A 24,813-nucleotide genomic window follows, 5' to 3' on the forward strand; every position below is an offset into this window, starting at 1 on the left:
CCAGGAAGCGGAGCAATGGGTGCGCCCTGTCCTGGATGTGGACTTTATCAAATCCAATCATCCGGCCCTCTACAACGAGTGCCTGGATGTGAAGCCGGGGAGCAGGTCACTGATCCCCAAAATCAAACTGTGAGAAAACGGAGGTCTAATATGGGCGTAGCTGAGCAATTGAAAGACAAGATGCGGCCGGATGGCTCCTGCCCTGCCAAGGCCGAACCTGCGACCAGTGGCAAGAAAGAAAAATCAACGATTCCCGTTACTCTGGCCGGCATGGACTCGCACGGGATCGAGCGGATCCTCAGGCTCTATGAGCCGATGTTTGCCAACGCTCTGATGGGGGCAATCCCTCCGGAGCGGATCATCCAGATTTCTACCAGTATCATCGCTGAAAGCGACAGCCTGAAAACCTGTAGCACACGGAGCATTATAGGTGCAGTCCTCAGTGCATCGCTGGTCCGGCTGGATCCGACGCCCGAGCTGGGGCTTGTCTACTTCATCCCCCGCAAGGGCAAATGCTGCTTCGAGATCGGGTACCAGGGCTGGATCACGTTAATGCTCCGCAATCCGAACGTCAGCCACATCTATGCCTACTGCGTTCGGGAAGGAGACAAGTTCGAAGTCCGGCTGGGACTTGAGCCGAATATCATCCATATCCCCAACCTTGACAAGCCCGGCGCCCTGAAGTATGTCTACGCGGTTGCCCACCTTGCCAACGGGCAGCGCGTTTTCCGCTACCTTAATCAGGCGCAGGTCGAAGCACGTAAGGACCGGAGCGAAGCCAAGGACAGCAAATACAGCCCGTGGAATGACAAGGTGCTGGTCGAGGAGATGTGGGGCAAGGTCGGGATCAAAGTCCTGCGTAAGTTCATTCCGGTGGATCTAGAGAGCCGCGTCTCCACGGCCAACCTGCTGGATGGGCGAATCGTTACCCCGGAAGTCTTTGACCTGGAGAAGAAATCGGTCAAGCTCAATCCAATGGAAGCCGAGGATGCGGACTTTGCCGACGTGCCCAATGGGAACGGCAATAGCGACAAGCAAGCCGCTGGCAGTGCTGCGAATGGTCAGCCTGCCGTCTCTCAGGATGGCGGCACCGGCGACCCGGGTAAGTCAGTTCCTGATGAGCGCTATTTGAAAGCCTTGCAAGTTCACCGCAAAAAGATCATCGAACTCAAGGGCGAGAAGTTCTGGAACGATCTGCCTGGCCAATACGGTCTGGAGAGCTTTGAGGAAGTCCCGAACGCCGAGCAGGAGCGGATGCTAATGGACCTCTCCAAAATCACCAATGAAGCGCTGAGAGCACAACAACAGAATCATGCTGGCGAACAAGCGAGGATACTCTGATGGCGACTTTGATTAAATCCGAATCCAGTGATGGCCACCGGCGCCTCTGCTCTGCCAAGTGCTACAACGCACACGGTACTGATTGTACCTGCATCTGTAATGGAATGAACCACGGCGTCGGTCCACAACAGGCGGCTCAGAACACTCAGAATTTAACAGAGGAATTGGTAGAAATAGTCAGAGATCATGTGAGCCGCCGCGAAGCGCAAAGGCTCAAAGCGCAGGCGGATCAACTGGCTTTTAAATTTTGATTTCCGCGTCCCACTCCATCGCAATGACGCACCCCGGTGTCTTGAATGGTCCTGAAAACCGCGCTATGCAGGACAGAATAGGCACCGGGGATAATTTGGAGAATTATTTATGAGCAAATTGCCGAAACCGCCCGCGCCGATCGTTATCAATCGTCGCAGAGCTAAAAGATGGCCAGCTCGCCGCGTCAGGTACAACGAAGCCCAGATCGTCAGGCAGGCAAGGGCAAGGGCCAAAGCCTTTTTCAAGGGACTTTTTAAATGAGAGTGAGGTCTGTTATGAGATTCTTCAAATTCATTGCCGCTGCTCTGCTGGTTGGGCTGCTGGTCCTGGCAGAAGCAAAGGACTTGGTGCCGATCGATACAACGGCCCCTGGCATTCTCAGCATCCGGGAGATGGAGAGGAGCGATATCGGGATCGCCCGGTTTTTTGGAACGGTGGCCATTTTTTACACGAGCGACCAGCCGGCGACGACCTTCCTTTTCGCAGCGGTTACTGAGAGCGATTCCGTCCACGAATCCATCGAGCAGTCCTACTGGTCTGTATCTCGGGACACCATGATGGCGACGCTGTTCATTCCCGACAGCATCCTCAGCAAAGCGTCCAAGGTGCAGACTTATATTGCTTCACGTTGGGCGGATAAGAGCGTCACCATCTATGAAACGACCATGGGGCTTGTGGACATCACGGACCTGATCGCTGTTGCGAAGTAGGACTTTGATTTGTGCGAGGTGCGAAATGAAAACCATTACCGAAAACGGCCCATACGTCCAGGATTGCAGATGCGGCGTGATCGCTCTTCTGCTGATGCTCCCGATCCTGGCTCAGAACGGCTTTTCAATTGAAAAGGCCGTGCATGATTATCAGGCCAATCACGCCCAGCACTTTAAATGCCCCTATGCTGGCAAACGCGGATCCTGCTCTCAGCTCCTGCTTGAAAAGGGACCGGCGGCAGTGGTCAAGAAGTGCAAGGCTCTGCGAGATGCTCAGGAATAGGGGGCCAATATGTTCCTTGCAGAAAAACGTAAAAATGAGCTGGTTCGGCTTGACACGCGCCTGCTGGAAATCGGCTTGGAGTTGCTCAGGAACGCTGATAATGAAAAGCAGCGTCTTGAAATCCACCAGATGATAGAGGAAATTCAGAAACCTAAAACAAGGACCCTAAAAAATGAACGATAACATGATGGAAGAATCAAAGGCGGTTGATGAGCGCAGGCACAACTTTACCATCATCGACAACGAAGTTATTGAGCGCACAGCAGAAATCGGGATTTATGCGCTTGGCGTTTATAGTGTTCTGGTCAAAATGGCTAATGCCGGGAACAAATGTTTTCCAGGCCAGCGCTATATCGCGGCTATGCTTGGGATAAGTGAGCGCAAGGTACGGGACAGTATTGAATCCCTTGAAAAAGCGCACCTCATTACGGTAACTCACAACTACGGGTTTCCAAGTACCTATCATATCACCTGTGTAAAAAAGAAGGGCACCCCAGCACAAAATGCCGCACTACCCCGGCATGACATGCCGGACCCCCCGGCACCACGTGCCGGACTACCCCGGCACCACGTGCCGCCTAATAATATTAATATAACAATACCCAACCAACAAGAGGGCCCGCCGGGGGAAGCGCAAACAACCTTGCACCTTCAGGCATATATCAATCCGTTCAATCAGATCGTCTCAATATTGCGGACACCTGATCTACCGCCCACAGCATATCGACTGGGTATGCTTAAAAGCGCATTTTCCAATGTGAATATCGGCGGATTTGAAAACATAAAAAAGGCGGCCAGGAATTTAATGGCGTCAGATTTTCCCGATAGCTATAAGAGATATGACTGGCTGTTCAATAAGTTCGATTTTGTTGAGCACATTACGGAGCTTTTAATCAAGAAACATGATGTAACACCCAAGGCCAGAAGATACGGTGAAGTACCTGCTGATTGGAGACCTGAGGATGCAAGCAGAACAGCTACCCCATAATGATTACGCTGAAATGGTCACCATAGGTTGCCTGCTTGAGGGCTACGCACCCGAAATGATTCTGGCTGAATTGGTGCCCGAAGATTTCTACGGCGCCGCAAACCGGATTATCTTTTCGACCTGCCGGGACATCGCCGCTGCTGAAGCTCCAATCGGTATCTTCACAGTAGTTGACCGGTTACGCATCGATGGCAATCTCGAAAAAATCGGCGGAGAGGCGTATCTGGCACGATGTACCGGCCAGGTAGTCAGCGCTACCCAGGCAGACGGTGCGGTCTGGGGGGTGAAGGATGCGGCTCTTCTCCGGCACGGTTATCTGGCAACCAACAGAGCAAGCAGAGAATTCGCAATCCCGGGGAAAAATGCAGCGGAGTTGATTGACGGTCTTCAGAGTGAGCTTCTGAAAATCTCCAGCCGGAACAGGGAGATCATCGCTCAGGAAGCAAAGGACCTCATGGCGACGGCTGTCAGTGATATTGACTCTTCAAAGGGAAGGCCAGGACTATCTGGCATAACGACAGGATTCAAACAAATTGATTATTTCACCGCAGGCCTGCAAAAAGGCGAGCTGATTATCCTGGCAGCTCGCCCGAGCATGGGCAAAACCTCTCTTATGCTGAACATCGCGCAGAGTGCTTCCCTGGCAGGGAAGAATGTTTACCTCTTCTCACTGGAAATGAGCACCAGGCAGCTGGCCTTGCGCATGATTTGCTCGGAGGCGGCTGTCAATTCGCACCATGTCCGGACCGGTCATTTCAACAACGAGGAGCATGAACGACTCGTAAAAGCGGCCGCAAAACTGGGCAATTGCCAGCTCAAAATCAATGACAGGGCCGCCGATCTGGCTGAAATTGTGGGCATAGCGAAACGGGAAGCGGAGAATGGCAAACTGGATCTGATCTGTATAGACTACTTGCAGCTGATAAGCGCCCGGTTCGCAAAAAGCGACACCAGGGACCGTGAAATTGGCACCATCACCCGCCAGCTTAAAGGACTGGCAAAAGAACTCGACGTGCCCGTTCTGGCTTTATCCCAGCTTTCTCGCGTGAACGAGGCGCAGAAAGCGAGGCGTCCGACGCTTAATGCCTTGCGTGACTCAGGAAATCTTGAGCAGGACGCCGACACGGTTATTTTCCTCCATTCCGATCAGTATTATGAACGGGAGAGCGCAGACAGCGAACAGCTCGATGAATGGCAAACCGATGTCATGATAGCCAAGCAGCGCAACGGCCCAACCCTGGACATCCCGATGCTTTTCCGGCGTCAGTTTACCCGTTTTTATCCTATCGACGGGATTCATGAGAACGACACTGAGAGGGCCCGGGCAAACGAATGGTATCAAAACTGACTCAATGATCCTCAAACTAAATCAAAATGAGAAAAGCAGGTGAAATCATGAACGATTTGCTGACATCGAATGCGGAGAAAAGGAGGAACATCTGTTCCATCGCCTTTGCCTCACGGATGGGGGTGGCGGTATTTTCTCCGCTCTGCGAACTGGTCACCTCTGGCACAATGCGAGTATCCCAAACATCCGAATTTATTTGCAGGTTGAACGCGATGCGGGACCGGTGGAGCATCCAGACCGTGATAATCCAGGCATTTGGAAGCATCCCGGATATTGAGCAAAAGACGCTCGACGCCGTTAAGGATGTTTTTCCCGAATATATACTGGTCCACTGCGACCAATGGAACCCGATCCGGATGGGCTACAAAAAACGCAGAGCGCTGGCAGAGGTGTATCATGCGGATAAAATCAATTGGCCTGAACAGGTGGATGCGATTTTGATGGGTCGCTGGCTGTGGGATATACTGCACACGGCTGGCGTGCCATTCCCGGCATCCTACCTCAATCAGATAGCGCAAACGACCAGAAGGTTCCCCCGCCGGCAGGATCTGAGCCGGCTTCAAGGTCGGATTATCACTGAAGCGCAATGGGAAGTGTTCCTGTTATAACAGTTTGGAAGGGAGAGTTATGAAAAAGCTTGTTCTGTTCATCATTCTCATGGTTCTGGCTCTGGCAGTTTTCTGCCAACAGCTGCCGCCGGAGCTGGGCGATCCGCCTACAACGACAAAGATCCAGACTGAGTAGAAAGCTGAGGCCGTTATGAAAGCACTGATTGAGAATCGCTGGGTGGAGTTTTTCATCGGCTGCGGGATCATCCTGCTGGCTTATACCGGAAGTCCCCGCACAATGGTGGAAGTCTTTATTGCCGTTGGCGGTACTTCTTTAGGTGCAATACTCTTGATATTGTCATGGAATCGGGATCAGGATCAGGCTAACTCGCACAGAAGGAGCAGCAAAGCATGAATGAATTGGACCGGGCGCTTACAATGTATCGGGCAGCTCACCCCGAATTGCAGCACGGCAAGGAGACCTTGACCGACATTCTCTTTTTCCTGGTCCATAAGGTGGAAGAGCTGGGAGAGCAGCTGAAAAAGACAGGCCGGAGAAAACCGAGAAGGACCGCCAAAAGATCGCAGGAAGCAATCGAGAACGCATTCAAATGGGCCGGAATGAAAGGGCCAAAGGTTGAAGAACCAGTACCTGAAGAACCTGGAGAAGTAACCAAAGGGTAGGGAGGAAGTATGGATGCGAAAGAGATCAGAGCGAGGCTGCTTACGCATACGCAGTTTCTCGTCAAAATATTTGACAATACTAAATTTCTGGACATGAGCCGGCTTGGGGAATGCCCGAGAAAGCTCACCTGGGAAATGCTCCACGGCGTCAATCCCGGCGATGACCTTAAGATGCGGCTCTTTAAAATACATCAGGCCGAGGAAGATCTGCAGCAGCGCCTCACCCGCGTCTTGAGCCCTGAGTACACTGGCACCAGACCGATTCAAGCAATGAAAGGCCGGGTTGTCGGTTTTACCAGTGGAGAGTTCAGAGGGATGCTGATCAAAATCAAGAGTGTGCCGGATGATGACGCTCTTCCGAATGGCCGGGCCCCAAATAATCATTACTGGATGGCCCAGGCCTTGATGCACTTCGGCCACTTTGCCAACTGCATTCTGATCTACGAAAGTCGGGCAACAGGCCGGATCAGGACCTACGATCAGTTTTACAATCCGGCCATTGGCGAGGACTGTGAGAGAAAAGCCCGGCTGGTTCTGGCCTCAGTCGATAAGGGCAAATTGCCAAAGTGCAATTGCGGGAAATGCGATGAGCATGGTTACGTCGAGAAGTAGCCATGATATTAATCAAGGCTGACAACTATCTTTATTTTAAATCGAACGGAAGTGAGTGTGGGGTATGAAGGGGTATCAAATTATCATCATTTCAATCTTGGCGTTGGCCCTGATATTCCTGGGCGGCTTTACTACAGGCTACTTTTATCACGGCAAAACACATTCAGCTACTCCCCCAGGAGAAACGCGGATCGACACGCTCGTGGTTACGTTGCCCGCGCCGGCTCCAATCATCAAAATCAAAAAGGTGCCCGGCAAGATCCAACTGGACACAGTCTACGTGGATGGGCATCCGGATCCGATGCCTGGATCCAACGGTTACGCGATCATCAAGGTCGCCAGCATGGATACGACAGTTCCCGACTGCGGCCGTGCATCAGTGGACTACTTTTTCCCGCCGGTTAATAAATTCGATTTCCTGTTTCAGCCGGCTCCGAGGCGAGACAGCCTCATTGTCCAGACGGTCTATCGGGATAAGATCATCTATAAACAACGCTGGTACCAGAAGGACTGGCTCTGGTTTACCGCAGGATCAGCCGCGGCTGTTCTTATCGCCCACCAGGCAAACCACTGAGGCCGAAGAGCATGAACAGGTTCAACAGATATGCCAGCGTCCGGCGGCGCCACAACCCCGGTACCATGAACAGGATGGAGGAAGCGTTCGCCGGGAGGCTTGAACTGTTGAAGAAAGGCGGTGAAATCAGCGATTACCGGTTTGAAGCGGTCACCTTGCGGCTGGCCCCAAAAACAACCTACACGCCCGATTTTCTCGTGGTCACAGACCACATCACCCTCTACGAGGTGAAGGGCTTCAGGCGCGATGATGCGATGGTCAAGCTGAAAGTGGCTGCAGAAATGTTCCCGTTCTTTGAATTTATCCTGGTCACCCAGGACCGGCAAGGCTGGAAATACACGGCCGTGAAACCACAATAAAGGAACCGTGCAATGAATACCTGGAAATGGTTTGTGCTGGATGTAACCCGCTGGTCAATCGGCGCTCTTGCCTTAATCGGCTTGGGCTTCATTGGCTATTACTATTGGCGACTGCTCTTTATGGTGCCGTTAGCGATAGCCTCTATCTACGGTGCTCTGATTATGGGTAGTTATCTGCTCGGTATGGCAACCGAGCTCTGGAAAGCAATTCGAAATCGGTGCTGAAACAACTGGAGTTGCCTGGGCCGACGTATTGTGCGCAGTATCACAAAATGAGTAATAACAGTTGTTTAGGTGTATTTCACTTGCATATAATAGCTGTTAAATGTAGATTAATAATGACTTTAAGAACGCATAAAATGCGGAGGTACAAAATGAAACTCTTCACCAGGGAAATTGAGAGGAAGCTGCAAGCCCAATTCAAACGGGGCGACGATCCGGAGCAGCTGGTCCACTGCAAGATTTTTAATCCCTACGGGCAGGGGACCTGGTTCATCGTCAATCAGGATCCGGAAGATCCGGACTACCTTTGGGCAATCGTGGACCTGTTCGAGATCGAGGAGGGCTCTGTCCTGAAATCCGAGCTGGAGTTGTGCAGAGTGAAATTCGGTGGCTTTCAGTTGCCCCTGGAGCGGGACCTCTACTGGAAGCCCAAAACTGTGAGGGAAGTCTGGGCGGATCTGAGAAGCAAGCATCAGCATCTTGAACCGGCCTGTGAACCAAGGAGCTGAGCAATGATCTGGACAAGCTATTTTCGCAAGGTGGCGAAGAACCAGAAAACGGTCATGATTACGCGGACCGTGCCAAAGGGCTATAAGGGAGCGCGATTTGTTCAGCTCGCGCCCCCTTACCATCTATTCGGGCTGAACGATCCGGAGTTATTCCGGAAACGCTATCGTGAGGAGGTGCTGGCAAAACTGGATGCGAAGGAAATCGCGAAGCAATTCGATGGGATGATCCTGACCTGCTACGAAGGGCCAGGGAAATTCTGCCATCGCGAGGTGGTGGCTGAATGGCTGCGCAAAGAAGCGGGCATCAAGGTGCAGGAATGGCAAGGAGATCAGGACCAGGGAAATCCCAAACCGCCAAAGAAGCGCAGCGGTGATCAAATCTCACTTTTACTCTTTTAAACGATGCGAGGAGGTCCAAAATGGATACCCAAATTCCCACCGAGAAAACGGTAGGGCGGTTTACTTATAAAGATGGCTGCATCAGCGGCCCCAAGCTTTATATGGAGGAGCGGGGATCCAAACTGATTGATGAAATCCAAGCCGGTCAGGATCCGATTTTCAAATGGACGGCCAGCCAAAGCCCTGATATTGTCACGGCCATCCTGGTCCGTCTCCAGAACGACTTTGCCGGCTGGCACGGCATAAATCAGTTTATCGACAGCCTTGGAAGGACAAAGAATTAAATAACGCAACTCTTTGTCGTCTTGAATTGAACACGGAGGTGTATTATGAAACGTGCACTGTTCTTTACCGTCATCCTCGCCGCCTTTGTCGCTGGCTGCGCACATCTGCCGAAGCGCGAGGTGTTCGATAGCCTGACCTATGGCTTGCCGCTCTCTGCCGAGGTCTATGATTCGAAGATCAAGGAATCGATGGAATTGAAGCTGCTCGATCCGCAGTCAGCACTCTACAAGTTTTCTGAACCGCGTCGGATCTGGTATCGATCCGATGAGGTCCTCGAAGGAAAGGTCAATGGCGGCTGGGGAGTCGCAACACTGATCAATGCCAAAAACACCTTGGGCGGTTACGTCGGCTGGAATGAGTTCCTTTTCATTTTCTCCGGCGGCGATCTGGTAGATGAAATCCATGGCATGCCTTTGAAAGCCGGCAAAAACAGTATTTACGGCTGGGCGGACGAATACAATGAAATTGAGAAGTAACGCGACAGAATCATAACTACGGAGGTAAAAATGGACCTGACAGAAAAAAACAGGGCATACATCGATGGCTTGCGTTATGAGGACATGCTTTCTCGATGGCGTTTCTCCCCGGCTGGGGATCCATGGTTCCAGGGTGAAACCGGAGAGTACTGGGCCAAGCGCATGAAAGAACTCAGAGAGCAGCCAGGAGGACAGGAAAGGCATGTTGCTGCTAGCAAATCGATCGGATGGTGAAAAGTTCGCCATGAAGAGCGCAATCATATACTGCAATGAGTGCCATGCCAACAAGCTATCCAAAGACGTATGTTCTGCTTGCGGCAAACGCCTTTGCCGCAAGCACGTATATTTTTGGCCATGCAAGACTGGCGAAACAGAAGAGATCAAGCTGTGTAGATCCTGCATGATTAAGCGGTTTTTGGAGTGAGGTGTGGAATGAAGATCATTTGCAATCTGAACAAAGTCATCGCTAAAAAAGGCTTGTCGCAGCGATGCCTGGCCACGATGGCCCACTGCACGCAAGCTTCGATTTCTGGAATAGCAACGGGCAAATGCCTGCCGAAGCGTCCAGTTGCACAGAGAATTTCAGCGGCTTTAGGAGTGGGATTCGATTCGCTCTGGCCAAACTACGATTCAATTCAGATGCAACACAGAACAAGAATTACTCAGGGGCTGAAACGCTACCATCAGAAGCGGCATGAACGCACCGAAAAGAGAAAGGAATACCACGCCAAGTATGACCTGGCATGTGTCAAGAAAGAGCGAGCGGTCCAACCCGCAGATCCGAATGCAGTTCCGTTGGCTGCTGGCGCCATTGCCGGCGATTACAGGTTGCGGCCGGCTAAAGCCAGTGATGACCAGCTCCAGGATAAAAAGTGGTGCCGCACTAAGGCGCTGGCACTGCAGGACTACCTGTGCCAAAATTGCGCTTATGGCGTTTACCGTGAATTGAGAGCGCTCCTGGCTGCTGAGAACCGGCTCTTTGAGAGCCGAGTGGACCGTGGTTATGAGGTGTCGCTCTGAGCAAAAGGAGGTGTGAGATGGAATATACCAAATCGCAGCTGGAGTATATCGATTCTGTTGACGGGCTGGCCCATAGCAGTGCTGTCGACATTATTGGCAAGCAGGATGCTCGAATCTCCGAGCTGGAGCAGCGTCTAAAATACGAAGAGTGGGCTGCAGGTAACATGTCGCACACAGCCGCATGGCTACAGGCCCAGATGGATGCAGGCCCCTCAACGGAAGAACTTGAAGCGCTACTCGAGGCCATGCAAAAACGAGAGAAGGAATTCCGCGTTGGCCTGGCAACGGCGCGGGATCTCCTCTTGAGTCTCGGAAAGATGCGAGATGCACAGGAGATGGCGAACCTCCTCGCAAGGTTCCCGGTGGCCTACGGACTGGAGCCAAACCATGAAAAGTAGCCAGAACTCGGTTCGGCCGTTCCGGACGAAGCTGCTTGGGGTCGTGAGCATTGTTTGGGCACCAAGTGCCGGGCGGGCGCGGATGGTAACTGCGAGAGCAGCATATGACGCCGGCTATACAAGACGTGTCAATCCGGCAGAGGTCCACTGCGTGAGGGCCAAAGAATACGATTATATTGGCACCGCAAGGCCGGAATTTTGCTATGGTATGGATTCGGTGCCTATTTGTTGATCAAACTTACCAGCGCGATCATTATCGCGGCGCTGAGAAGAGTGCGCCGCGATTCGGCGCCGCCGAACAGCGAAATCTGCCGGCAGGGCGATCGCGAGCGGTGAAGATGCTCGCCATCTGCCGGCCGCTGATCGACGGCGCCGAAAAAACAAATGATGAGGTGTTTTATGAATAACTTTTGCTCTATCACTTTCGGCGTTCAGCTCGGGGTGGCGATCTATTCCCCGAGCTGTGAGCTGATCTTCAGTAGCTGTATGCGCTATTGCTCACCTGATGAATTCCGGGATCGGCTCAAGGCCATGCGCGAGCACCATAAAATCGATCTGGCCATCGTTCAGGCATTCGGAGATATCCTTGATTATCCTTCGCAGCATCTGGAGCAAATCAAGGAAGTATTTCCAGAGCATATCCTGGTCCACCGGGACCAGTGGAACCCCTCCAGGATGGGATATGAGAGCCTTCACGCTCTGGCTGAGGCACATCATGGACGCAAACTCAACCGCCCAGAGCAGGTAGATGCCATCCTGATGGGCAGGTGGCTCTATCTTATTCTCTCTGATGCGGGTATTCCTTTTCCGGCAGAACACCTGGGGGAGCTGGCCCGGACCACCCGGCGGTTCCCGCGCCGGCAGGATCTCCGCGCAATACGATGGAGAAATCATCGGACCGCGGTTAGCGTCTGACATGGCCATGCGGTAATAGAAGGAATCACCAATGGAGAAAAAGAAACTACAAATACTCAGCAGGGCCAATAAAGCAGAGCTGGACCGGAGATATCAGTTCATTATGACCTTGATAGAGCAGGGCTGGAGCGAAGAAAATGATATCATCCAGGAGATTCGCAGGAGGAAAAAGTGGACTGTGTGCGACCGGCAGATCCGGTCCTATATTCAGCACTGCTTCCAGATGCTTCAAAAACGTGCGCACGAGGATGTCGATCGCATATTCGGGACACTCTGGCTCAGGCATGAGTCCATCTTTCGTGCCGCCCAGAAGGAACATGTTTACACGGCCATGATGGACGCACTCAAGGAAATGGCCAAGTTGGCTGGCTGCTATCGCCCCAGCAAATTCGCCCTGACAGACCCCACTGGTAGAAAGGACTATGGAGAGAGGATCGCCAATATCTCATTCATCGAAAGCGCCCTGCGGGCCAGCCCCGAGATCCAGGAGCAGCTCGTTGAACTCCTTGCCAAGCTCGGTGAGCAACGAAATGATGATCAGCCTGGCCCGGATTAACTACTTGGCCTATCTTCAAGTAACCCATTACCTGAAATACCGTCCTGCGACCCACCTAAGATATATTGCGAAAATATGCGAGAAGATAGAAGCCGAAGAACTTAAACGGGTGATGTTCTTTCTCCCTCCGAGGCACGGAAAGTCGTTATCTGTCACTGAGAGCTTTCCGAGCTGGTTCATCGGCAAGAATCCGGACCGGCGGGTGATCGAGGTCAGCTATGGAGAGTCACTGGCGCGGAGATTCGGCAGGGCAAATCGTCGCAAGATCGAGGAGTTTGGCCCGACACTTTTTCAAATCGGGATTGCCGGCGACAATGCCAGCGTCAGCAACTGGTCCATCGAAGGCCATGACGGCGGAATGATCAGCACGAGTATTGGAGGCCCGGCGACCGGAAGCGGCGCAGACTGCCTGATAGCGGGGACTCTGATTGAGACAGAGATTGGTGAGATCGACATTCAGGCCCTGCACAAAATGCACATAAAGCCAAAAGTTTTGACGTTTAACCACAAAATGCAAACACTCCAGATGCGGAGAGTATTAGCCTCAAGGGAGATTGAACGTGATGGACTCGTTGAAATCGAAACAGCTGGTGGCCATAAACTCACAGCTACCCGGAAACATCGTATCTACATCCAGGAACGAGGCTACAGGCCGGCGTATCTATTACTGCCAGGAGACCGGATTATCTCCAAAGCAACTGAAGAAAAACAAAGTGTGTCTGTTTTGTGGGAATCCAAAAGGCGGCGATGGGCCAACCTGCAGGGCATGCTACAACAGGGCGAGAAAAGTGACCGTAACGCTAACCTGCTCTTTTTGCCAGAAAATCTACGAGCGGCCATTGTACGAATACGAAAAAGCTTTGAGAAATGGCAATCGGGATCACTATTGCTCCAGGGCTTGCTCAGAAGCGCACCATGCAGTCAAGAATGCCAAACGGTGTCTGCGGTGCAGCAAAGCCATGCCTGGAAAACGCAACAACATGTATTGTTCGGAGCAATGCAGGAAAGAGGTACGGGATGCAAAGAAACCCCGGAAAAAATGCCCAGAATGTGGAGACATTTTCATAAAAACTTTTACCCATATGGCCTACTGCTCAGCAAAGTGTGCAAATGCAGTTCACTCCAAGAGGATGACCGGACAGGGCAATCCTCATTTCAAAGATGGAAAAAGCTATGCAGAGTGGTTTTCTCGCATGAGGCCCTTGATTCTGGAACGGGACGAACATCGCTGTACTGTGTGTGGAAAGACAGAGAGCTTTCGAATCATCCAATGGAGCGGCCAATCTGTGAGGCGAAGCAATCTATCCATGCACCATCTGGACGGCAATGTCGCGAACAATGCTCCGGAGAACCTGATCACAATGTGCGGCGAGTGCCATATCCGCTACCACAAATCGAGGGAGACGTCGTGGTCAGCGTTAAAGAGCTTGGCACTCCAGCGGTCCCTGTTTATGACCTCCAGGTGGAAGAGGAGAGCAACTTCTTTGCAAATGGAATACTCGTCCATAATTGTCTGATAATCGACGATCCGGTAAAAAACCGCCAGGAAGCTGACAGCCTCACATATCGGGATATGCTTTGGGATGAGTATCGCAACACGCTCCTGACAAGGTTGCAGCCCAATGCGTCAATCATCCTTATTCAGACCCGCTGGCACGAGGACGACCTGGCCGGCAGGATACTGGCGCAGGAGCCGGAAAAATGGTATGTGGTCAAATTGCCGGCAGAGGCCGAGGATGAAGACCCCCTGGGAAGGGCGCCGGGAGAGCCGCTCTGGCCCGAGTTCGGTTTCGACTGGGCCTGGATTGAGAACACGAAAAAGACCCTGGGCAGCCAGGTCTGGAACGCCCTCTATCAGCAGCGGCCGGCGCCCCAGGAAGGCGCACTTGTCAAACGGTCCTGGTGGAAGTATTACATCGTTGCCCCGAGCCATTTTGACGACATCGTTCTGAGCTGGGATATGACCTTTAAGGACGAGGCAGCGGCGGCTTCAGGGAATCCCGACTACGTGGTCGGTCAGGTCTGGGGAAGGGTGGAGGCGGACAAGTACCTTCTGGACCAGGTGCGCGGGAAGATGGACTTTCCCGATACCCTTAAAGCCGTCCGGGCATTGAAGGCAAAATGGAAAGAGAGCACGGCGATCCTGATTGAAGACAGCGCCAATGGCCCGGCGATCATCGCTTCGCTGAAGCATGAAATTTCAGGAATCATCCCCTGGCCGGCCCAGGGCAGCAAGACAGAGAGGCTGTCTGCGGTTGCGCCTCAGATTGAGGCGGGCAATGTTTACATCCCCGATTCAATCATCGCCGAGTGGATCAGCGACTATGTGGAAGAATTCGCGGTTTTCCCAAATGGTAATAACGACGACCAGGTGGACGCGACCACCCAAGCCCTGCGCTACTGGATGAGGGCTGATAAAGCGCCAGCTTCAATCAGCAGTTATCGAGAACTAAGAGTTAACCCGTAAAAAAAAGGAGCAGGAAATGCCAAACATCTTCACGAATCTTTTCAATGGGCTGCTCGGCCGGAACAAAACCCCTGGTCGGGAAAAGATTGGAGCCCTTGCGGAGAAGGGGCAGGATCAGGTGAATCCGGACCGGACCACCGCGCCAAGAGAGTTCGACGTAATGCCGTCTTCCATTCGTCTCACAAGCGCAGAGCACGGGGGGATCAAAACCGGTTTTTACTGGGAAGTCCAAGACGCTTGGCGGATGTACTGCAGCGACGACCGTGTTCGCTCGACTATCGACTCCATCGCAGACGACGCTACCCAAAACAACAGGCGGGGATTGCCGTTCAACATCGTAGTCAAAACCGCCGATGGAAAGCAGAACCCTGAGATCGAGAAACTGCAACGAATTCTTGACGCAAATTTTAAAGCTCTGCAAATATATCAGCGAATCTCGGACATGATTAAGTTCGCCCTGCTTGAAGGGAGCCGGTTTTACCGGATCGTCGTGGACTTTTCTCTGAACAAGGTGGTCGAATTTCGCCACATCAAAGGCCCACGGGACGGCTTCATCCTGGTTGAACTGACAGAGGGCAAATATAATGGATACTACGTTCAATTTGACTACGCTTCCCAGCAGCCTGTCGCTGTATTCTTACCCTGGGAAGTGGTCCGCTTTGACTGGAACCGGCCGGACGAAGCAGCATTTGGAATGGGGCTTTTCTCCAGCGCACGGGGCAACTGGAAGCAACTGAGCAAGGCCGAGCAGGATGTTTATATTGCCCGGCATACCAGGGCCTATGCGAGGGTAAGCCGTGAATTTCCCGACGCCAGCATAGAGGACTTGATCCGGATTCGGACCCAGGACGAAACCGACCGCAAAAAACACGGGCCGATGGAAGTGGAAACCGACATCTACACGACCGGCCGGGCCAACGTCCTGGACACTTCCAACGCAGCCATTTTCAACATCGCCGACATCGAGTACGGCCAGCAGCGGCTCTTCGCCAGCGGTCGGCGTCCGGTATCCCTCCTGGGCGGGTACGGAAAAGATGCCGTGAACCGCGCCGTCCTGGATCGCCAGGAGCACCGCTATATCAGCGGCTTTCTCTCTTCAGTTTGTGAGATGTGCGACGCGGCTATGCTCAAGGTGGCCAACATGATGCTGCTGCTCCAGAATCTCTTGCCCCAGGACTATCCGGTAGCTTTCGAGTGGACCCGCAAATCGGTCGAGGACAAACAGACGCTGGCCACTATTGCCAAGGACGGCGTAGACCGAAGGGCCCTGCCGCTTTCTGTCTATGCCGGCATCTTTGACATGGACCCGAAAGAAGTCAATGCGGAAATCGAAGCGGACCAGCAGCGTCTGGCCGCTTGGGATACAAAGTTCAACGCCAATCCATTCGAAGACCCCGGCTTTGTCCCGCCGGAGGAGTAAACGTCGATGGAAATAAGCGAATATCAGAGAATGATTCTGAAAACCAGACAGAATCGTTTCAAATTTACCCAAGAAACCCTGCAAAAGCTTCAGCAGTCGTTTGAAAAAGCCTATGAGGATGTAGTCCGATTATTGATTGGAATTGATCGTGATCCGAGGCTTACCGCTCAGAGGGCATTTTGGAGGGCGAAACGGGACCAGCTCAAAGAAATAGCCGAAGGTCTGAAAAATGGCTATGCGGATGCGCTTAAGGAAGGAATGAATCTGGTAACTTTGAACGCGGCTGAAATTTCAGAATTGGCCGAGACGATGCTTTTGACCAGCCACGGCTATGATGCTACTCTTGTCAGCCCGGAATTTCGAACCTTTCCCCTGGCGGCAGTAGAACACGTTTGGAAAAGAATCGGCACCGACGGCTTGACTTTGAGTGACCGCATCTGGAATTTGGAGAAACACGTCTGGAAGCGGATCGACGGCATTGTGCTATCAGGTATTGCACGGGGAGAAAGCGCAGTGGATATGGCAAAAGAGTTACAAAGTGACATCCTCGGGATCAAGCGGCCCGAGGAAATCCCCGAGAATCTGCGCTGGACTACCGGTATCAGCCGGTCCGTCCGTGGACGTGGAACCATCCACTACAACGCTCTGCGGCTTGCCAGGACAGAGATCGGCAACGCCTACCATGAGGCCGAAGCCATGTCGGCCAGCGCTTCGCAGGTAGTTCTTGGTCTGAAATGGAACCTTTCTCCGTCGCATGGACAGTACGATGTCTGTGACCAGCTGGCCAGCCAGGACGTCTATGGTCTGGGGCCCGGCGTTTATCCGCCCGGCTCCATGCCCCTCTATCCGCATCCCAATGACATGTGCTATGTCACCCGGGAGATCAGGCCGGTGTCTGAGTGGGGCAAAAAAAGTCCGAAGGTAGAAGCCAAAAAGAATATCATTTTTGAGCATCCAGAAGAAACGTCATACTTGTCAGCAACCAGAAAAACAGAAATCACAAGACCGGTGACGGAGAAATATCAGAAAGCCGTTGAAGAGCATTTCCACGCCATAATAAACAGTATTGTCGGCGGCAAGAGGTATCGGAGCGTGGCGTGAGGGAGGGCGATATGGGCAAAATCACTACAAGTATCCTGGTCATTCGTGATAATGGGACAGGAAAAAATGTGCAGAAAATCGAATTGCCGGCAGATGACCAATTTGGATTCTATGGAACTATTGAGCTGAAATTACAGTCTGGCTCGTTGAATTCGGTCCAAATTCCACGGCAAAGCTTGCACATCGAAACTATTAACCGCGAAGAATGGGAACAATTGGTCGGGAAAATTGATGATTGAAAATAAACCTAATAGATGTAAAATTTGGCTTGACAAGATGAGCGAGATTCTATAAATTATCACTAATAATAGCCGGGTCGACTGGGAAACAGAAGCCCGTGTTTCACTGACTCTCTCAAACGTGAGGGAAGGTGAGGCACGGGCTTTTTCATTTTGTACCAACGGCGTGCTACCTCCCACGCCCCCGAAGAGACGGGGCGGGACCGGCCCAGCCCGCTCCGTCTCAATATACAGGAGAAAAGATTATGCCTTATACAAGTTTATCAGAAGCCCCCGCCAGTTGGAAAAAGCTCGACGGTGTGGCGCTGACCCTCTCGCAGGTCAACTGGATTGCCAAAATATACGATGCTTTGGTTGCAAAAGGTCTGGAAAAGGGCATCGCGGCAGGCACAGCGATCAACAAATTCAAGAAATCCCACAAAGTCGTTGACGGCAAATGGGTTGCGGTCAAGAATGAAGAAAATGAAGAGAAAGAGAACGTTGAAATGACAGCCGAAGAAATTGAAGGCGGTCTTGAAGAATTCCGCATGAAAATGCGTGAAGCCATCAAACGGCTGTATCCAAGAAAATATGTCTGGCTTCGGGATATTGTCGGCAACGCGGTAATCTACGAAGTCGAAAATGTCAGCGAAACAGGCGCGGTACTCGGCCCAAATAAAGTTTACAGGGCGGAATTCGCCATCGTCGACGGCGATTTTACCTTCGGATCCCCTCAAGAAGTCGAGGTCAAGGAAGTAGTCAAACCGGTTCAGACGGCGGTCGAGGAAAAGCCACTGGAAACGCCCAAACCCGCAGCAGATTTTCTGATCGAGGAGCGGGTCACAAGAACCGCCGAAGCCGAGGCCGGTTTCGAATTCAACCTCTCCGGCCATATTCTGCTTGAGGAGAAGGACCCCGCCAAAACGGACGTTATCAAAGCCCGAGTGCCGATGATTAAATTCGGCGCTCTTACCGCCAATAATAACCGCTATCTGGAAGAGTGCTGGGACGCGCTCGCCCAGGAGATCATCACCTTAAACGAATCCAACAAGAAGCGCCGGGTTCTGGACATGTACCCGACGCACAAGCCCGCGCTTGATCCAAAAGACCCTGATTATTTCATGCTGCGGGCTGCAAAAATTACCGGCGCCTCCAAGGACGGGGACGTCGGTTTCATTCACTTCGAAACCCTTCGGACCGAGGCCGGTCGTACAATGGCCGTCCAGGTCCAGGAAGGCATGGTTGACGGCGTTTCTCTGCGAGCTTACCCGCGACCTGGCTTTTTCCAGCATAACCAGGAGGGCGGGGTCGACGTTCGTCAATTGATGTTTATGGGTTCCGACTTCACCGATGTGGGCGCTATGCCTATCGAAGAAGCTAAAAAAGGTTTCCATTTAGAGGAGAAGCGTATCATGAACCTGGAAGAACTCAAAAGAACGGACCCGGAGGCTTACGCCAAAATCATGGCTGAGGCTGCCCAGGCCGAGGCCGCAAAGGCCAAACCGCTGACCGAGGAAAACGAGCGGCTGAAAAAGCAGCTTGCCGAGGAAGCCGCCAAGCGGCGCAGAGCATCCCTTCTGGAGCACATCCGTGGCGTGGTTGGCAAGGTCAAAGACTTTGGCGATACCGTCAAGGCCAACGTGCTTGAAGAGGTCACAGCGGTAATGGACCGGATCATGGCCGAGCAGGAGAACGACGATGTGGCCAAGCTGAAGCTGGAGGAGGCCGTCACGGCGGCTTTCAACCGGCGCAAGGCCGAAATCGCCGAGGCCCTAAAATCGACCATGCAGACCCAGCAGAAATTCGTCACCGATCCAAACGTCATCAGCACCCTGACCACGGAAGCGCGTCAGGTCGGCCTGACCAAAGAAATCACCGGCGGGTCCACCCGCATCCGCGACCTGATCCTGGCCAAGGTGTTCGGTCACCCGGTGTATGAAGGTGGCCGTTTCCTGCTCGAATCCTGGCAGGACAAGCTTCGCCCCCTGATCCAGAAGCAGCTCTATTACATGGATTTCGTCGGCAAGCTTCAGAATGACCTGTTCGCCTCCGGCGGTATGCTCCATAACATGCTGCTTTCCGAGGAGATCAACAAGGCGATTGCCCCGCTGTTGACCGAAGCTGGCGAGGCCACGACATCCGGTGTAATCAGCACCAACCTGCCGCATGAGGTCGCGTCTGCAATCATCTACGCCTCCTGGCCTGAGACCATCGCCATGCAGATCTGCCAGACCGGCGATATGACCTCCAGCACCAAGGACATCTTCGAGGTCGGCTATCCGACCGGTGACGAGGTCCATCGCCGTGGTCAGCATGAATTCGGCTGGGTAGATGAAGCCAACCCGACCACGCTGGTCACCACAACCGCCAGTCCGACCACCTACGGCGATTTCGTTGATGACGGTGCTCTGTCGGCTGGCAGCAACCAGTATGCCGATCATCTTTTTGCGCGGTTGATCGAGCAGCCTGCCGGAACCGATATGGTCGTCACCATCACCGGCACGGATGAAAACGGTGCATCGGCTACCTGGACCGTGACTTTCCTCACCACGGATGCACTCGGCACGATCAAGCGCTGCACCCCGACCAACGTCGGTCAGAAATGCACCGATGTTACCGCCGTCTCGGTCGCTGATTCCAGCACCCTGACCGCCGGTCAGGTCGGTTTCTTCGTCGAAAAGCCGATCACCGGCGCTACCGCAGGGGCCGCCGAAGACAAGAGCTATCTGGGCATCAGCAAGACGACCGCCACGGCGGACGACTACGACCTGGGTGCCCGGCTTGACATCGCCCTCATAGAAGACATGCAAATGGCCATGAAAGACGGCGGCGGCGGGCTTGATTACCTGGCTCTGATCGTCGGTGCAATCAAGAAAGCGATCATCGACCAGATCGACCGCAAGGTGCTCTATGAGGTCGTTGACGACGCGACCGGCGGCAACCAGACCTTCGCTCAGTCCACCCCGGACAGCGGCTATACCCAGGCCGAATGGAACAAACGGTTTCTGTATTACTGCGACCTGCTGGTCGATGAGACCAGCCTGGCCGGTAACATGGAGCCGAACTGGATGGTCTGGAGCCGCGCCGACCGGAGCCGCTTCATGGATTGGCTGTCGGAAGGGTGGACGAAATACAACGTCGCCCGGAATGAGATGCACCTGAACAGCCGGTCTGTCGGCAACGTCTCCGGCTGCGAGGTGTTCGTCTCCCCGAATGCCCGGCGCTCGCGGGTGGCCGTCGGTTCGAATCAGGCCGGTGTCCACTATTACGTCTATGTGCCCTTTGTGCTCCTCGGGCCGCAGTGGGTGCCTGACACCAAGACGAAAGCCGTTATGGTGCATCATCGCGCCGCTTTCAAGGTCACTCAGCCTCTGACTCTCGGAAAGCTGGTGATCAGCTAAACCACAGGGCGTCAGGCAAAAGCAAGATAGATTATAAAGCCGATGCCTGACGCCCACAATATAAAGGGCAAACCATGTTCACAATCAAAAATAAGGACAGTATTTCTCATACCGTGCAAATCAGCGGCCCGACCTTCGGCATAGTACAGATCAGCCTTGATGCTGGTCAGATAGGTGGGCCATATCCCGAATCATGGCGGGAATACTTCCTGCAAAACGAAGTCCACTGGGCTGTTGTTTTCCCGAAACCCGAGGATTCTCAAGAAAAATCGGTTGTTATCCAGTCAATCGGAGCAATCGAAACCGAACCACCCGCTGCCAAGGTCAAACCCAGGCAGTACAAAAAAAGGAGCAAGTGAGCCATGGGAAAAATCCTACGTCTGCCGGTCCGTAAATCCATCCTTGCGACAGCAACGTCGCTGGGAGCCAGTTACGGCAAAATCGGCAATGCAATCAATATCGAGGGCATGGTCAATCTGACTCTCCATGTCGCAGAATCCGGCGGTTCGGAAGGTGCCCTGGTGCGGGCTTACATCTCCACGAGCGGTGATGCTCCAACCAGTTCCAGCGGTCTTTTTCAGTTGGTCGGCGTGACTGGCGCAGAAAGCGAATTCACGGTCGCGGCCAGCGAGAAGAGAAGTTTCGCTCTATACAACGTCTCCGGCAAATATCTGTTGCTCTACGCAAAGGGGGCTTCAAGCACCACTGCTCAGATCACCGCTTTTGTAACCGGCGAATTGCCGACGGTCAACGGCCAGGTGATCCGCCCTCTGGCTGCAACAGTAATGTCTGCCGCTGCGCTTTCCAGCACCAGCTATGCCGACAAGGGTAGCGCAGTCAATATCGAAGGCATGAGCGAGCTGACCCTGCACCTGACCGAATCGGGCACCACCGAAGGGGCCAAAGTCAGAGTATTTGTCGCTCATACCGGTTCCGCTCCGTCCGCTACCACGGGGCTGCAAACCGTTTCGGCAGAGGCCGGTACCGATCTTGAATTCACCGTTCTTAAGGGAGAGAAGGCCAGCCATCCGCTGCGCGGCATCACCGGCAAATACCTGATGATTCAGGCCAAGGACACGACCGGCGGCACTGGTCATGCAACGCTGGCTGTCACGGTCAGCGGCAACGTCACCAACCTGTGAGGCGACCATGAAGCGCATTCTTATCATCGTGGCCTTGCTATGCCTTGCGGCATACGCAGCCTACGGCCAATCAGCCATTCTCGGTAAATCCGACCTCGGAGTGGTTCGCCTCACAACTTTATCCGGTGCAGTTCTGGACTCCGCCAGGGCAACCGGCACGTCTGACGACTTTACTTATGACGTGACGGTGCTCTCCAAGTCCGGGATCTGGAGCAAGGTTCAATTCAAGGATATTGTCAAACAGACCGTCCGCACCTACTCAGTCCGGGACACCAGCGCCAGGACGGACATCATTCCCAATTTCCGGCTGCGCTTCAAGAATACCCTGACAGTCGGCAGCATGGCGCGGGTTCAATATACCCACTATCCGATTGTGACCGTGGACTCGACCGGCGCCTTGCGGCAAGCTCTTTGGAACACGGCCCGGACCGATTCGCTGCAAAACCTGAAAGCGACGGCTCGAACCATTCTGTTGAATAATGACTACCCCAGAGGACTGACTGTTATCGCCAACGTCAACCTGCAGTTCCGCACGAACCGGATCACAAACTGGATTTTCCTCTTTGCCGGCGGCAGCATCTACATCCCTATCCGGCACACGGCTGCGGATACTTTTTACGCTAAGACAGCAACCATTCCTGACATCTGCATTGTACGGGGAAAATGATGAAAAAGCAAGCTGCGCTGCTGGCGATCCTGATTTCCGGGCTCACCCTGGCTCAGACCGTCCGGCTGGAAGGGCCCCCGCGGATTTCCGACGCCAACCTGGTTGGCTACTGGCGGTTTGACGAAGGCACCGGGACGGCGGTCAACGACTTTTCCGGCAACAGCAATAACGGGACCTTTGACGGAACCTGGAACCGTGGCCGATATGGGAACGCTGGTAAATTTGTGGCGGCTTCAACTCAAGAAGTTACCATCCCCACCAGCGCGTCACTGAACATGGGAACCAGCGACTTTTCCATAGTCGTTTGGGCGAGAATCGACGCAGCAGCAGCCTCTATTCTTGTCAGCAAGTATGGCTCGGTTGGCTATTTCCTGGGTGTTGATGCAACCGGAAAATTCTACGGCAAGGTCCGGGACGCTTCGACCAATGTTTCGGTGCTGGGCAGTGTAATCTCGGATGGAAAGTGGCACCTGCTTGTCATGACGGTGGACAGGAGCGATGCCTCGACCGGCTTAAAGCTCTACCTCGATGGAGAATACAACACCCAGGGACAGCAGGGCGGGGCCAGTATCGACAACACTGAGTCCTTTTATATCGGCCGGCTTTCGAGTGGTTACTACCTGACCGGTGAAATCGATGACGTGCGCATTTGTAAACGAATTATCAGTACAGACGAAATCAAGCGCCTCTGGTCACAGTCAACCATCAAAGTACGAATCAACGGAGAGGCAATAACGGAACCAGTAGCTTACTGAAGGCGGACCGGAATGACCGAAGCACTCAAGATTATCATTACCGCATTGATTGGAGTATTCGCTGGACTTATAACAAAAATTGGATATGACCTGCTGGCTAAAAAAGGGAATGGCCATTCATCGCCATGCGAATATGTGAAGGAGCTGCAGCACCGGGTCGATAGCCGCGAAAGGCTTGACCTGGACATTGTGCAGCGGCTCTCAAGGATCGAGACGAAAATCGACAACGGGTATCATCCCTATGACAAAAACAAGGGCACAGCTGCGGGACTTGATCCGGCAGGAAATCGGTGACGAAGTCCGGATCAGCGGCACTGCAACTGGCGGGTCTAAAACCACTTTGGTGGATACAGCTGCGCTGACCCAGGCAGATGACTACTGGAACGGCCGGAGAATTTATATCACCTCGACGACCGACGGCCTTGCCCCGCAGGGCGAGAGCCGCAAAGTCGCAGACTTTGTCAGCTCCACCAAAACGGCCACTCTGGAAATGGCTCTGTCGGCTGCAGCTGAAGCCGGCGACACTTATCAGATCGCCATTTGGCCGGATGCAGTATACAATGCTCTGATTTCCGCAGCTATCGCAGCTTATTCGAAGTACCGGCCCTATCGGTCCACCGGAACCCTTGCAATGGTGGCCGGGACAAGATATTACAATCCACCGGCCGGTGTGGACCTCCGAGCCGGGCACCGGATCGAAGAGATTCGCTACATTAACCAGACAACCCAAGAGGATTATCCTATAACAGGATGGACCCCAGACCGGCACCAGAACAAGATCGACCTGGGCTATTTCGCCAGCGAATCGAAAACTCTGACTGTGTTCTATGTCAGCCCTCATGTGGATTTTACAGGCGACACCGGGACTATTACCGTCCCTGACCAGGATGAGGAGCTGATCGTCAAATATGTCGTTGCCCAGTTTTATCTGCTAATGGCCCGGGAGAACTTTGACGATTTCGGCAACCTGGTTCCCGCAAGATGGACCAGGGGCAATGTTTCCGAGGAAGCCGGCAGCAGCCATAAAAACATGAAAGATTTGTATGATTCTCTTATGGCTGATTGGCGGGAAGCCCTGAACGAAGCCGGTGCAATCATCAGCACCCCCAAAATCGCGGAACCTGGGGAATGGGTAGCGCCCCACGATTACAGAGGCTTTTAGC

General features: G+C 53.2%; 35 protein-coding genes. All 35 read left to right on the plus strand.

Annotated features, from left to right (window positions below; translation table 11 throughout):
* Positions 1-150: 150 nt before the first annotated feature.
* Positions 151-1,341 (plus strand): recombinase RecT, encoded by a 1,191-nt coding sequence (locus PLH32_16815; protein ID HQJ66269.1) that lies wholly within the window; start codon positions 151-153, stop codon positions 1,339-1,341.
* A complete protein-coding gene (locus PLH32_16820; GenBank protein ID HQJ66270.1) occupies positions 1,341-1,592 on the plus strand; it encodes a hypothetical protein in 252 nt (83 codons plus the stop codon). The genes PLH32_16815 and PLH32_16820 overlap by 1 nt, the downstream gene beginning before the upstream one ends.
* Positions 1,593-1,868: 276 nt before the next feature.
* Positions 1,869-2,303 (plus strand): hypothetical protein, encoded by a 435-nt coding sequence (locus tag PLH32_16825; GenBank protein HQJ66271.1) that lies wholly within the window; start codon positions 1,869-1,871, stop codon positions 2,301-2,303.
* 25 nt (positions 2,304-2,328) lie between these two features.
* Positions 2,329-2,586 carry a hypothetical protein gene (locus PLH32_16830; protein ID HQJ66272.1) on the plus strand — a complete coding sequence of 86 codons (258 nt, stop codon included), beginning with the start codon at positions 2,329-2,331 and terminating at the stop codon, positions 2,584-2,586.
* A gap of 9 nt (positions 2,587-2,595) precedes the next feature.
* Positions 2,596-2,769, plus strand: coding sequence for a hypothetical protein (locus tag PLH32_16835; GenBank protein ID HQJ66273.1), 174 nt, complete (start codon positions 2,596-2,598; stop codon positions 2,767-2,769).
* Complete coding sequence (locus PLH32_16840) at positions 2,759-3,574, plus strand: helix-turn-helix domain-containing protein (protein HQJ66274.1); 816 nt, start codon at positions 2,759-2,761, stop codon at positions 3,572-3,574. Before PLH32_16835 ends, PLH32_16840 begins: the two co-directional genes overlap by 11 nt.
* Complete coding sequence (dnaB, locus tag PLH32_16845) at positions 3,519-4,922, plus strand: replicative DNA helicase (protein ID HQJ66275.1); 1,404 nt, start codon at positions 3,519-3,521, stop codon at positions 4,920-4,922. Before PLH32_16840 ends, dnaB begins: the two co-directional genes overlap by 56 nt.
* 47 nt (positions 4,923-4,969) lie before the next feature.
* Positions 4,970-5,530: a hypothetical protein gene (locus tag PLH32_16850; GenBank protein HQJ66276.1), complete on the plus strand. Its 561-nt coding sequence runs from the start codon at positions 4,970-4,972 to the stop codon at positions 5,528-5,530.
* A 151-nt stretch (positions 5,531-5,681) separates the two neighbouring features.
* Positions 5,682-5,885: a hypothetical protein gene (locus tag PLH32_16855; protein HQJ66277.1), complete on the plus strand. Its 204-nt coding sequence runs from the start codon at positions 5,682-5,684 to the stop codon at positions 5,883-5,885.
* Positions 5,882-6,154 (plus strand): hypothetical protein, encoded by a 273-nt coding sequence (locus PLH32_16860; GenBank protein HQJ66278.1) that lies wholly within the window; start codon positions 5,882-5,884, stop codon positions 6,152-6,154. Before PLH32_16855 ends, PLH32_16860 begins: the two co-directional genes overlap by 4 nt.
* Before the next feature lie 9 nt (positions 6,155-6,163).
* A complete protein-coding gene (locus tag PLH32_16865; GenBank protein ID HQJ66279.1) occupies positions 6,164-6,766 on the plus strand; it encodes a hypothetical protein in 603 nt (200 codons plus the stop codon).
* 64 nt (positions 6,767-6,830) lie between these two features.
* On the plus strand, positions 6,831-7,340 hold the full coding sequence (locus PLH32_16870; protein ID HQJ66280.1) for a hypothetical protein: 510 nt from the start codon (positions 6,831-6,833) through the stop codon (positions 7,338-7,340).
* 74 nt (positions 7,341-7,414) lie between these two features.
* Positions 7,415-7,699: a hypothetical protein gene (locus PLH32_16875; GenBank protein ID HQJ66281.1), complete on the plus strand. Its 285-nt coding sequence runs from the start codon at positions 7,415-7,417 to the stop codon at positions 7,697-7,699.
* A 12-nt stretch (positions 7,700-7,711) separates the two neighbouring features.
* Entirely contained in the window at positions 7,712-7,924 is a 213-nt protein-coding gene (locus PLH32_16880; protein ID HQJ66282.1) for a hypothetical protein, read from the plus strand.
* Between the two features lie 149 nt (positions 7,925-8,073).
* Positions 8,074-8,430, plus strand: a complete 357-nt coding sequence (locus tag PLH32_16885; protein ID HQJ66283.1) for a DUF2958 domain-containing protein — start codon at positions 8,074-8,076, stop codon at positions 8,428-8,430.
* 3 nt (positions 8,431-8,433) lie between these two features.
* A complete protein-coding gene (locus PLH32_16890) occupies positions 8,434-8,829 on the plus strand; it encodes a hypothetical protein (protein HQJ66284.1) in 396 nt (131 codons plus the stop codon).
* A 20-nt stretch (positions 8,830-8,849) separates the two neighbouring features.
* Positions 8,850-9,113 carry a hypothetical protein gene (locus PLH32_16895; GenBank protein HQJ66285.1) on the plus strand — a complete coding sequence of 88 codons (264 nt, stop codon included), beginning with the start codon at positions 8,850-8,852 and terminating at the stop codon, positions 9,111-9,113.
* A 45-nt stretch (positions 9,114-9,158) separates the two neighbouring features.
* Entirely contained in the window at positions 9,159-9,590 is a 432-nt protein-coding gene (locus tag PLH32_16900; protein ID HQJ66286.1) for a hypothetical protein, read from the plus strand.
* A 30-nt stretch (positions 9,591-9,620) separates the two neighbouring features.
* The gene (locus tag PLH32_16905) at positions 9,621-9,824 is read left to right on the plus strand and encodes a hypothetical protein (protein ID HQJ66287.1); all 204 of its coding nucleotides are present in this window, start codon (positions 9,621-9,623) and stop codon (positions 9,822-9,824) included.
* Between the two features lie 198 nt (positions 9,825-10,022).
* On the plus strand, positions 10,023-10,610 hold the full coding sequence (locus PLH32_16910; GenBank protein ID HQJ66288.1) for a helix-turn-helix transcriptional regulator: 588 nt from the start codon (positions 10,023-10,025) through the stop codon (positions 10,608-10,610).
* A gap of 17 nt (positions 10,611-10,627) precedes the next feature.
* Positions 10,628-11,008, plus strand: a complete 381-nt coding sequence (locus PLH32_16915; GenBank protein HQJ66289.1) for a hypothetical protein — start codon at positions 10,628-10,630, stop codon at positions 11,006-11,008.
* Positions 11,009-11,184: 176 nt separating this feature from the next.
* Complete coding sequence (locus PLH32_16920) at positions 11,185-11,415, plus strand: hypothetical protein (GenBank protein ID HQJ66290.1); 231 nt, start codon at positions 11,185-11,187, stop codon at positions 11,413-11,415.
* A complete protein-coding gene (locus PLH32_16925) occupies positions 11,408-11,923 on the plus strand; it encodes a hypothetical protein (protein HQJ66291.1) in 516 nt (171 codons plus the stop codon). Before PLH32_16920 ends, PLH32_16925 begins: the two co-directional genes overlap by 8 nt.
* Positions 11,924-11,954: 31 nt before the next feature.
* The gene (locus tag PLH32_16930) at positions 11,955-12,479 is read left to right on the plus strand and encodes a hypothetical protein (protein ID HQJ66292.1); all 525 of its coding nucleotides are present in this window, start codon (positions 11,955-11,957) and stop codon (positions 12,477-12,479) included.
* Entirely contained in the window at positions 12,454-14,946 is a 2,493-nt protein-coding gene (gene terL / locus PLH32_16935) for a phage terminase large subunit (protein ID HQJ66293.1), read from the plus strand. The genes PLH32_16930 and terL overlap by 26 nt, the downstream gene beginning before the upstream one ends.
* Positions 14,947-14,962: 16 nt before the next feature.
* Positions 14,963-16,366 (plus strand): portal protein, encoded by a 1,404-nt coding sequence (locus tag PLH32_16940; protein HQJ66294.1) that lies wholly within the window; start codon positions 14,963-14,965, stop codon positions 16,364-16,366.
* Between the two features lie 6 nt (positions 16,367-16,372).
* Positions 16,373-17,467 carry a hypothetical protein gene (locus PLH32_16945; GenBank protein HQJ66295.1) on the plus strand — a complete coding sequence of 365 codons (1,095 nt, stop codon included), beginning with the start codon at positions 16,373-16,375 and terminating at the stop codon, positions 17,465-17,467.
* An 11-nt stretch (positions 17,468-17,478) separates the two neighbouring features.
* Positions 17,479-17,706 (plus strand): hypothetical protein, encoded by a 228-nt coding sequence (locus tag PLH32_16950; protein ID HQJ66296.1) that lies wholly within the window; start codon positions 17,479-17,481, stop codon positions 17,704-17,706.
* A gap of 245 nt (positions 17,707-17,951) precedes the next feature.
* Positions 17,952-21,086, plus strand: coding sequence for a hypothetical protein (locus PLH32_16955; protein ID HQJ66297.1), 3,135 nt, complete (start codon positions 17,952-17,954; stop codon positions 21,084-21,086).
* Positions 21,087-21,160: 74 nt separating this feature from the next.
* A complete protein-coding gene (locus PLH32_16960) occupies positions 21,161-21,445 on the plus strand; it encodes a hypothetical protein (protein ID HQJ66298.1) in 285 nt (94 codons plus the stop codon).
* Positions 21,446-21,448: 3 nt separating this feature from the next.
* A complete protein-coding gene (locus PLH32_16965; GenBank protein ID HQJ66299.1) occupies positions 21,449-22,228 on the plus strand; it encodes a hypothetical protein in 780 nt (259 codons plus the stop codon).
* 7 nt (positions 22,229-22,235) lie between these two features.
* Complete coding sequence (locus PLH32_16970; GenBank protein HQJ66300.1) at positions 22,236-22,895, plus strand: hypothetical protein; 660 nt, start codon at positions 22,236-22,238, stop codon at positions 22,893-22,895.
* Entirely contained in the window at positions 22,895-23,650 is a 756-nt protein-coding gene (locus PLH32_16975; GenBank protein ID HQJ66301.1) for a LamG domain-containing protein, read from the plus strand. The genes PLH32_16970 and PLH32_16975 overlap by 1 nt, the downstream gene beginning before the upstream one ends.
* A 12-nt stretch (positions 23,651-23,662) precedes the next feature.
* On the plus strand, positions 23,663-23,944 hold the full coding sequence (locus PLH32_16980) for a hypothetical protein (protein HQJ66302.1): 282 nt from the start codon (positions 23,663-23,665) through the stop codon (positions 23,942-23,944).
* Positions 23,892-24,812 (plus strand): hypothetical protein, encoded by a 921-nt coding sequence (locus tag PLH32_16985; GenBank protein HQJ66303.1) that lies wholly within the window; start codon positions 23,892-23,894, stop codon positions 24,810-24,812. The genes PLH32_16980 and PLH32_16985 overlap by 53 nt, the downstream gene beginning before the upstream one ends.
* Position 24,813 lies beyond the last annotated feature (1 nt).

The organism is bacterium (assembly GCA_035419245.1).
GTDB lineage: Bacteria > Zhuqueibacterota > Zhuqueibacteria > Residuimicrobiales > Residuimicrobiaceae > JAKPUX01.

Coding starts and splice junctions, on each gene's coding strand:
- PLH32_16850 (HQJ66276.1), top strand. CDS start 4,970: ATGAACGATTTGCTGACATCGAATGCGGAGAAAAGGAGGAACATCTGT.
- PLH32_16835 (HQJ66273.1), top strand. CDS start 2,596: ATGTTCCTTGCAGAAAAACGTAAAAATGAGCTGGTTCGGCTTGACACG.
- PLH32_16860 (HQJ66278.1), top strand. CDS start 5,882: ATGAATGAATTGGACCGGGCGCTTACAATGTATCGGGCAGCTCACCCC.
- PLH32_16940 (HQJ66294.1), top strand. CDS start 14,963: ATGCCAAACATCTTCACGAATCTTTTCAATGGGCTGCTCGGCCGGAAC.
- PLH32_16870 (HQJ66280.1), top strand. CDS start 6,831: ATGAAGGGGTATCAAATTATCATCATTTCAATCTTGGCGTTGGCCCTG.
- PLH32_16960 (HQJ66298.1), top strand. CDS start 21,161: ATGTTCACAATCAAAAATAAGGACAGTATTTCTCATACCGTGCAAATC.
- PLH32_16980 (HQJ66302.1), top strand. CDS start 23,663: ATGACCGAAGCACTCAAGATTATCATTACCGCATTGATTGGAGTATTC.
- PLH32_16820 (HQJ66270.1), top strand. CDS start 1,341: ATGGCGACTTTGATTAAATCCGAATCCAGTGATGGCCACCGGCGCCTC.
- PLH32_16970 (HQJ66300.1), top strand. CDS start 22,236: ATGAAGCGCATTCTTATCATCGTGGCCTTGCTATGCCTTGCGGCATAC.
- PLH32_16890 (HQJ66284.1), top strand. CDS start 8,434: ATGATCTGGACAAGCTATTTTCGCAAGGTGGCGAAGAACCAGAAAACG.
- PLH32_16985 (HQJ66303.1), top strand. CDS start 23,892: ATGACAAAAACAAGGGCACAGCTGCGGGACTTGATCCGGCAGGAAATC.
- terL (HQJ66293.1), top strand. CDS start 12,454: ATGATGATCAGCCTGGCCCGGATTAACTACTTGGCCTATCTTCAAGTA.
- PLH32_16950 (HQJ66296.1), top strand. CDS start 17,479: ATGGGCAAAATCACTACAAGTATCCTGGTCATTCGTGATAATGGGACA.
- PLH32_16900 (HQJ66286.1), top strand. CDS start 9,159: ATGAAACGTGCACTGTTCTTTACCGTCATCCTCGCCGCCTTTGTCGCT.
- PLH32_16915 (HQJ66289.1), top strand. CDS start 10,628: ATGGAATATACCAAATCGCAGCTGGAGTATATCGATTCTGTTGACGGG.
- PLH32_16880 (HQJ66282.1), top strand. CDS start 7,712: ATGAATACCTGGAAATGGTTTGTGCTGGATGTAACCCGCTGGTCAATC.
- PLH32_16815 (HQJ66269.1), top strand. CDS start 151: ATGGGCGTAGCTGAGCAATTGAAAGACAAGATGCGGCCGGATGGCTCC.
- PLH32_16965 (HQJ66299.1), top strand. CDS start 21,449: ATGGGAAAAATCCTACGTCTGCCGGTCCGTAAATCCATCCTTGCGACA.
- PLH32_16885 (HQJ66283.1), top strand. CDS start 8,074: ATGAAACTCTTCACCAGGGAAATTGAGAGGAAGCTGCAAGCCCAATTC.
- PLH32_16975 (HQJ66301.1), top strand. CDS start 22,895: ATGAAAAAGCAAGCTGCGCTGCTGGCGATCCTGATTTCCGGGCTCACC.
- PLH32_16865 (HQJ66279.1), top strand. CDS start 6,164: ATGGATGCGAAAGAGATCAGAGCGAGGCTGCTTACGCATACGCAGTTT.
- PLH32_16930 (HQJ66292.1), top strand. CDS start 11,955: ATGGAGAAAAAGAAACTACAAATACTCAGCAGGGCCAATAAAGCAGAG.
- PLH32_16925 (HQJ66291.1), top strand. CDS start 11,408: ATGAATAACTTTTGCTCTATCACTTTCGGCGTTCAGCTCGGGGTGGCG.
- PLH32_16855 (HQJ66277.1), top strand. CDS start 5,682: ATGAAAGCACTGATTGAGAATCGCTGGGTGGAGTTTTTCATCGGCTGC.
- PLH32_16895 (HQJ66285.1), top strand. CDS start 8,850: ATGGATACCCAAATTCCCACCGAGAAAACGGTAGGGCGGTTTACTTAT.
- PLH32_16955 (HQJ66297.1), top strand. CDS start 17,952: ATGCCTTATACAAGTTTATCAGAAGCCCCCGCCAGTTGGAAAAAGCTC.
- PLH32_16830 (HQJ66272.1), top strand. CDS start 2,329: ATGAAAACCATTACCGAAAACGGCCCATACGTCCAGGATTGCAGATGC.
- PLH32_16905 (HQJ66287.1), top strand. CDS start 9,621: ATGGACCTGACAGAAAAAAACAGGGCATACATCGATGGCTTGCGTTAT.
- PLH32_16875 (HQJ66281.1), top strand. CDS start 7,415: ATGGAGGAAGCGTTCGCCGGGAGGCTTGAACTGTTGAAGAAAGGCGGT.
- PLH32_16910 (HQJ66288.1), top strand. CDS start 10,023: ATGAAGATCATTTGCAATCTGAACAAAGTCATCGCTAAAAAAGGCTTG.
- PLH32_16825 (HQJ66271.1), top strand. CDS start 1,869: ATGAGATTCTTCAAATTCATTGCCGCTGCTCTGCTGGTTGGGCTGCTG.
- PLH32_16945 (HQJ66295.1), top strand. CDS start 16,373: ATGGAAATAAGCGAATATCAGAGAATGATTCTGAAAACCAGACAGAAT.
- PLH32_16840 (HQJ66274.1), top strand. CDS start 2,759: ATGAACGATAACATGATGGAAGAATCAAAGGCGGTTGATGAGCGCAGG.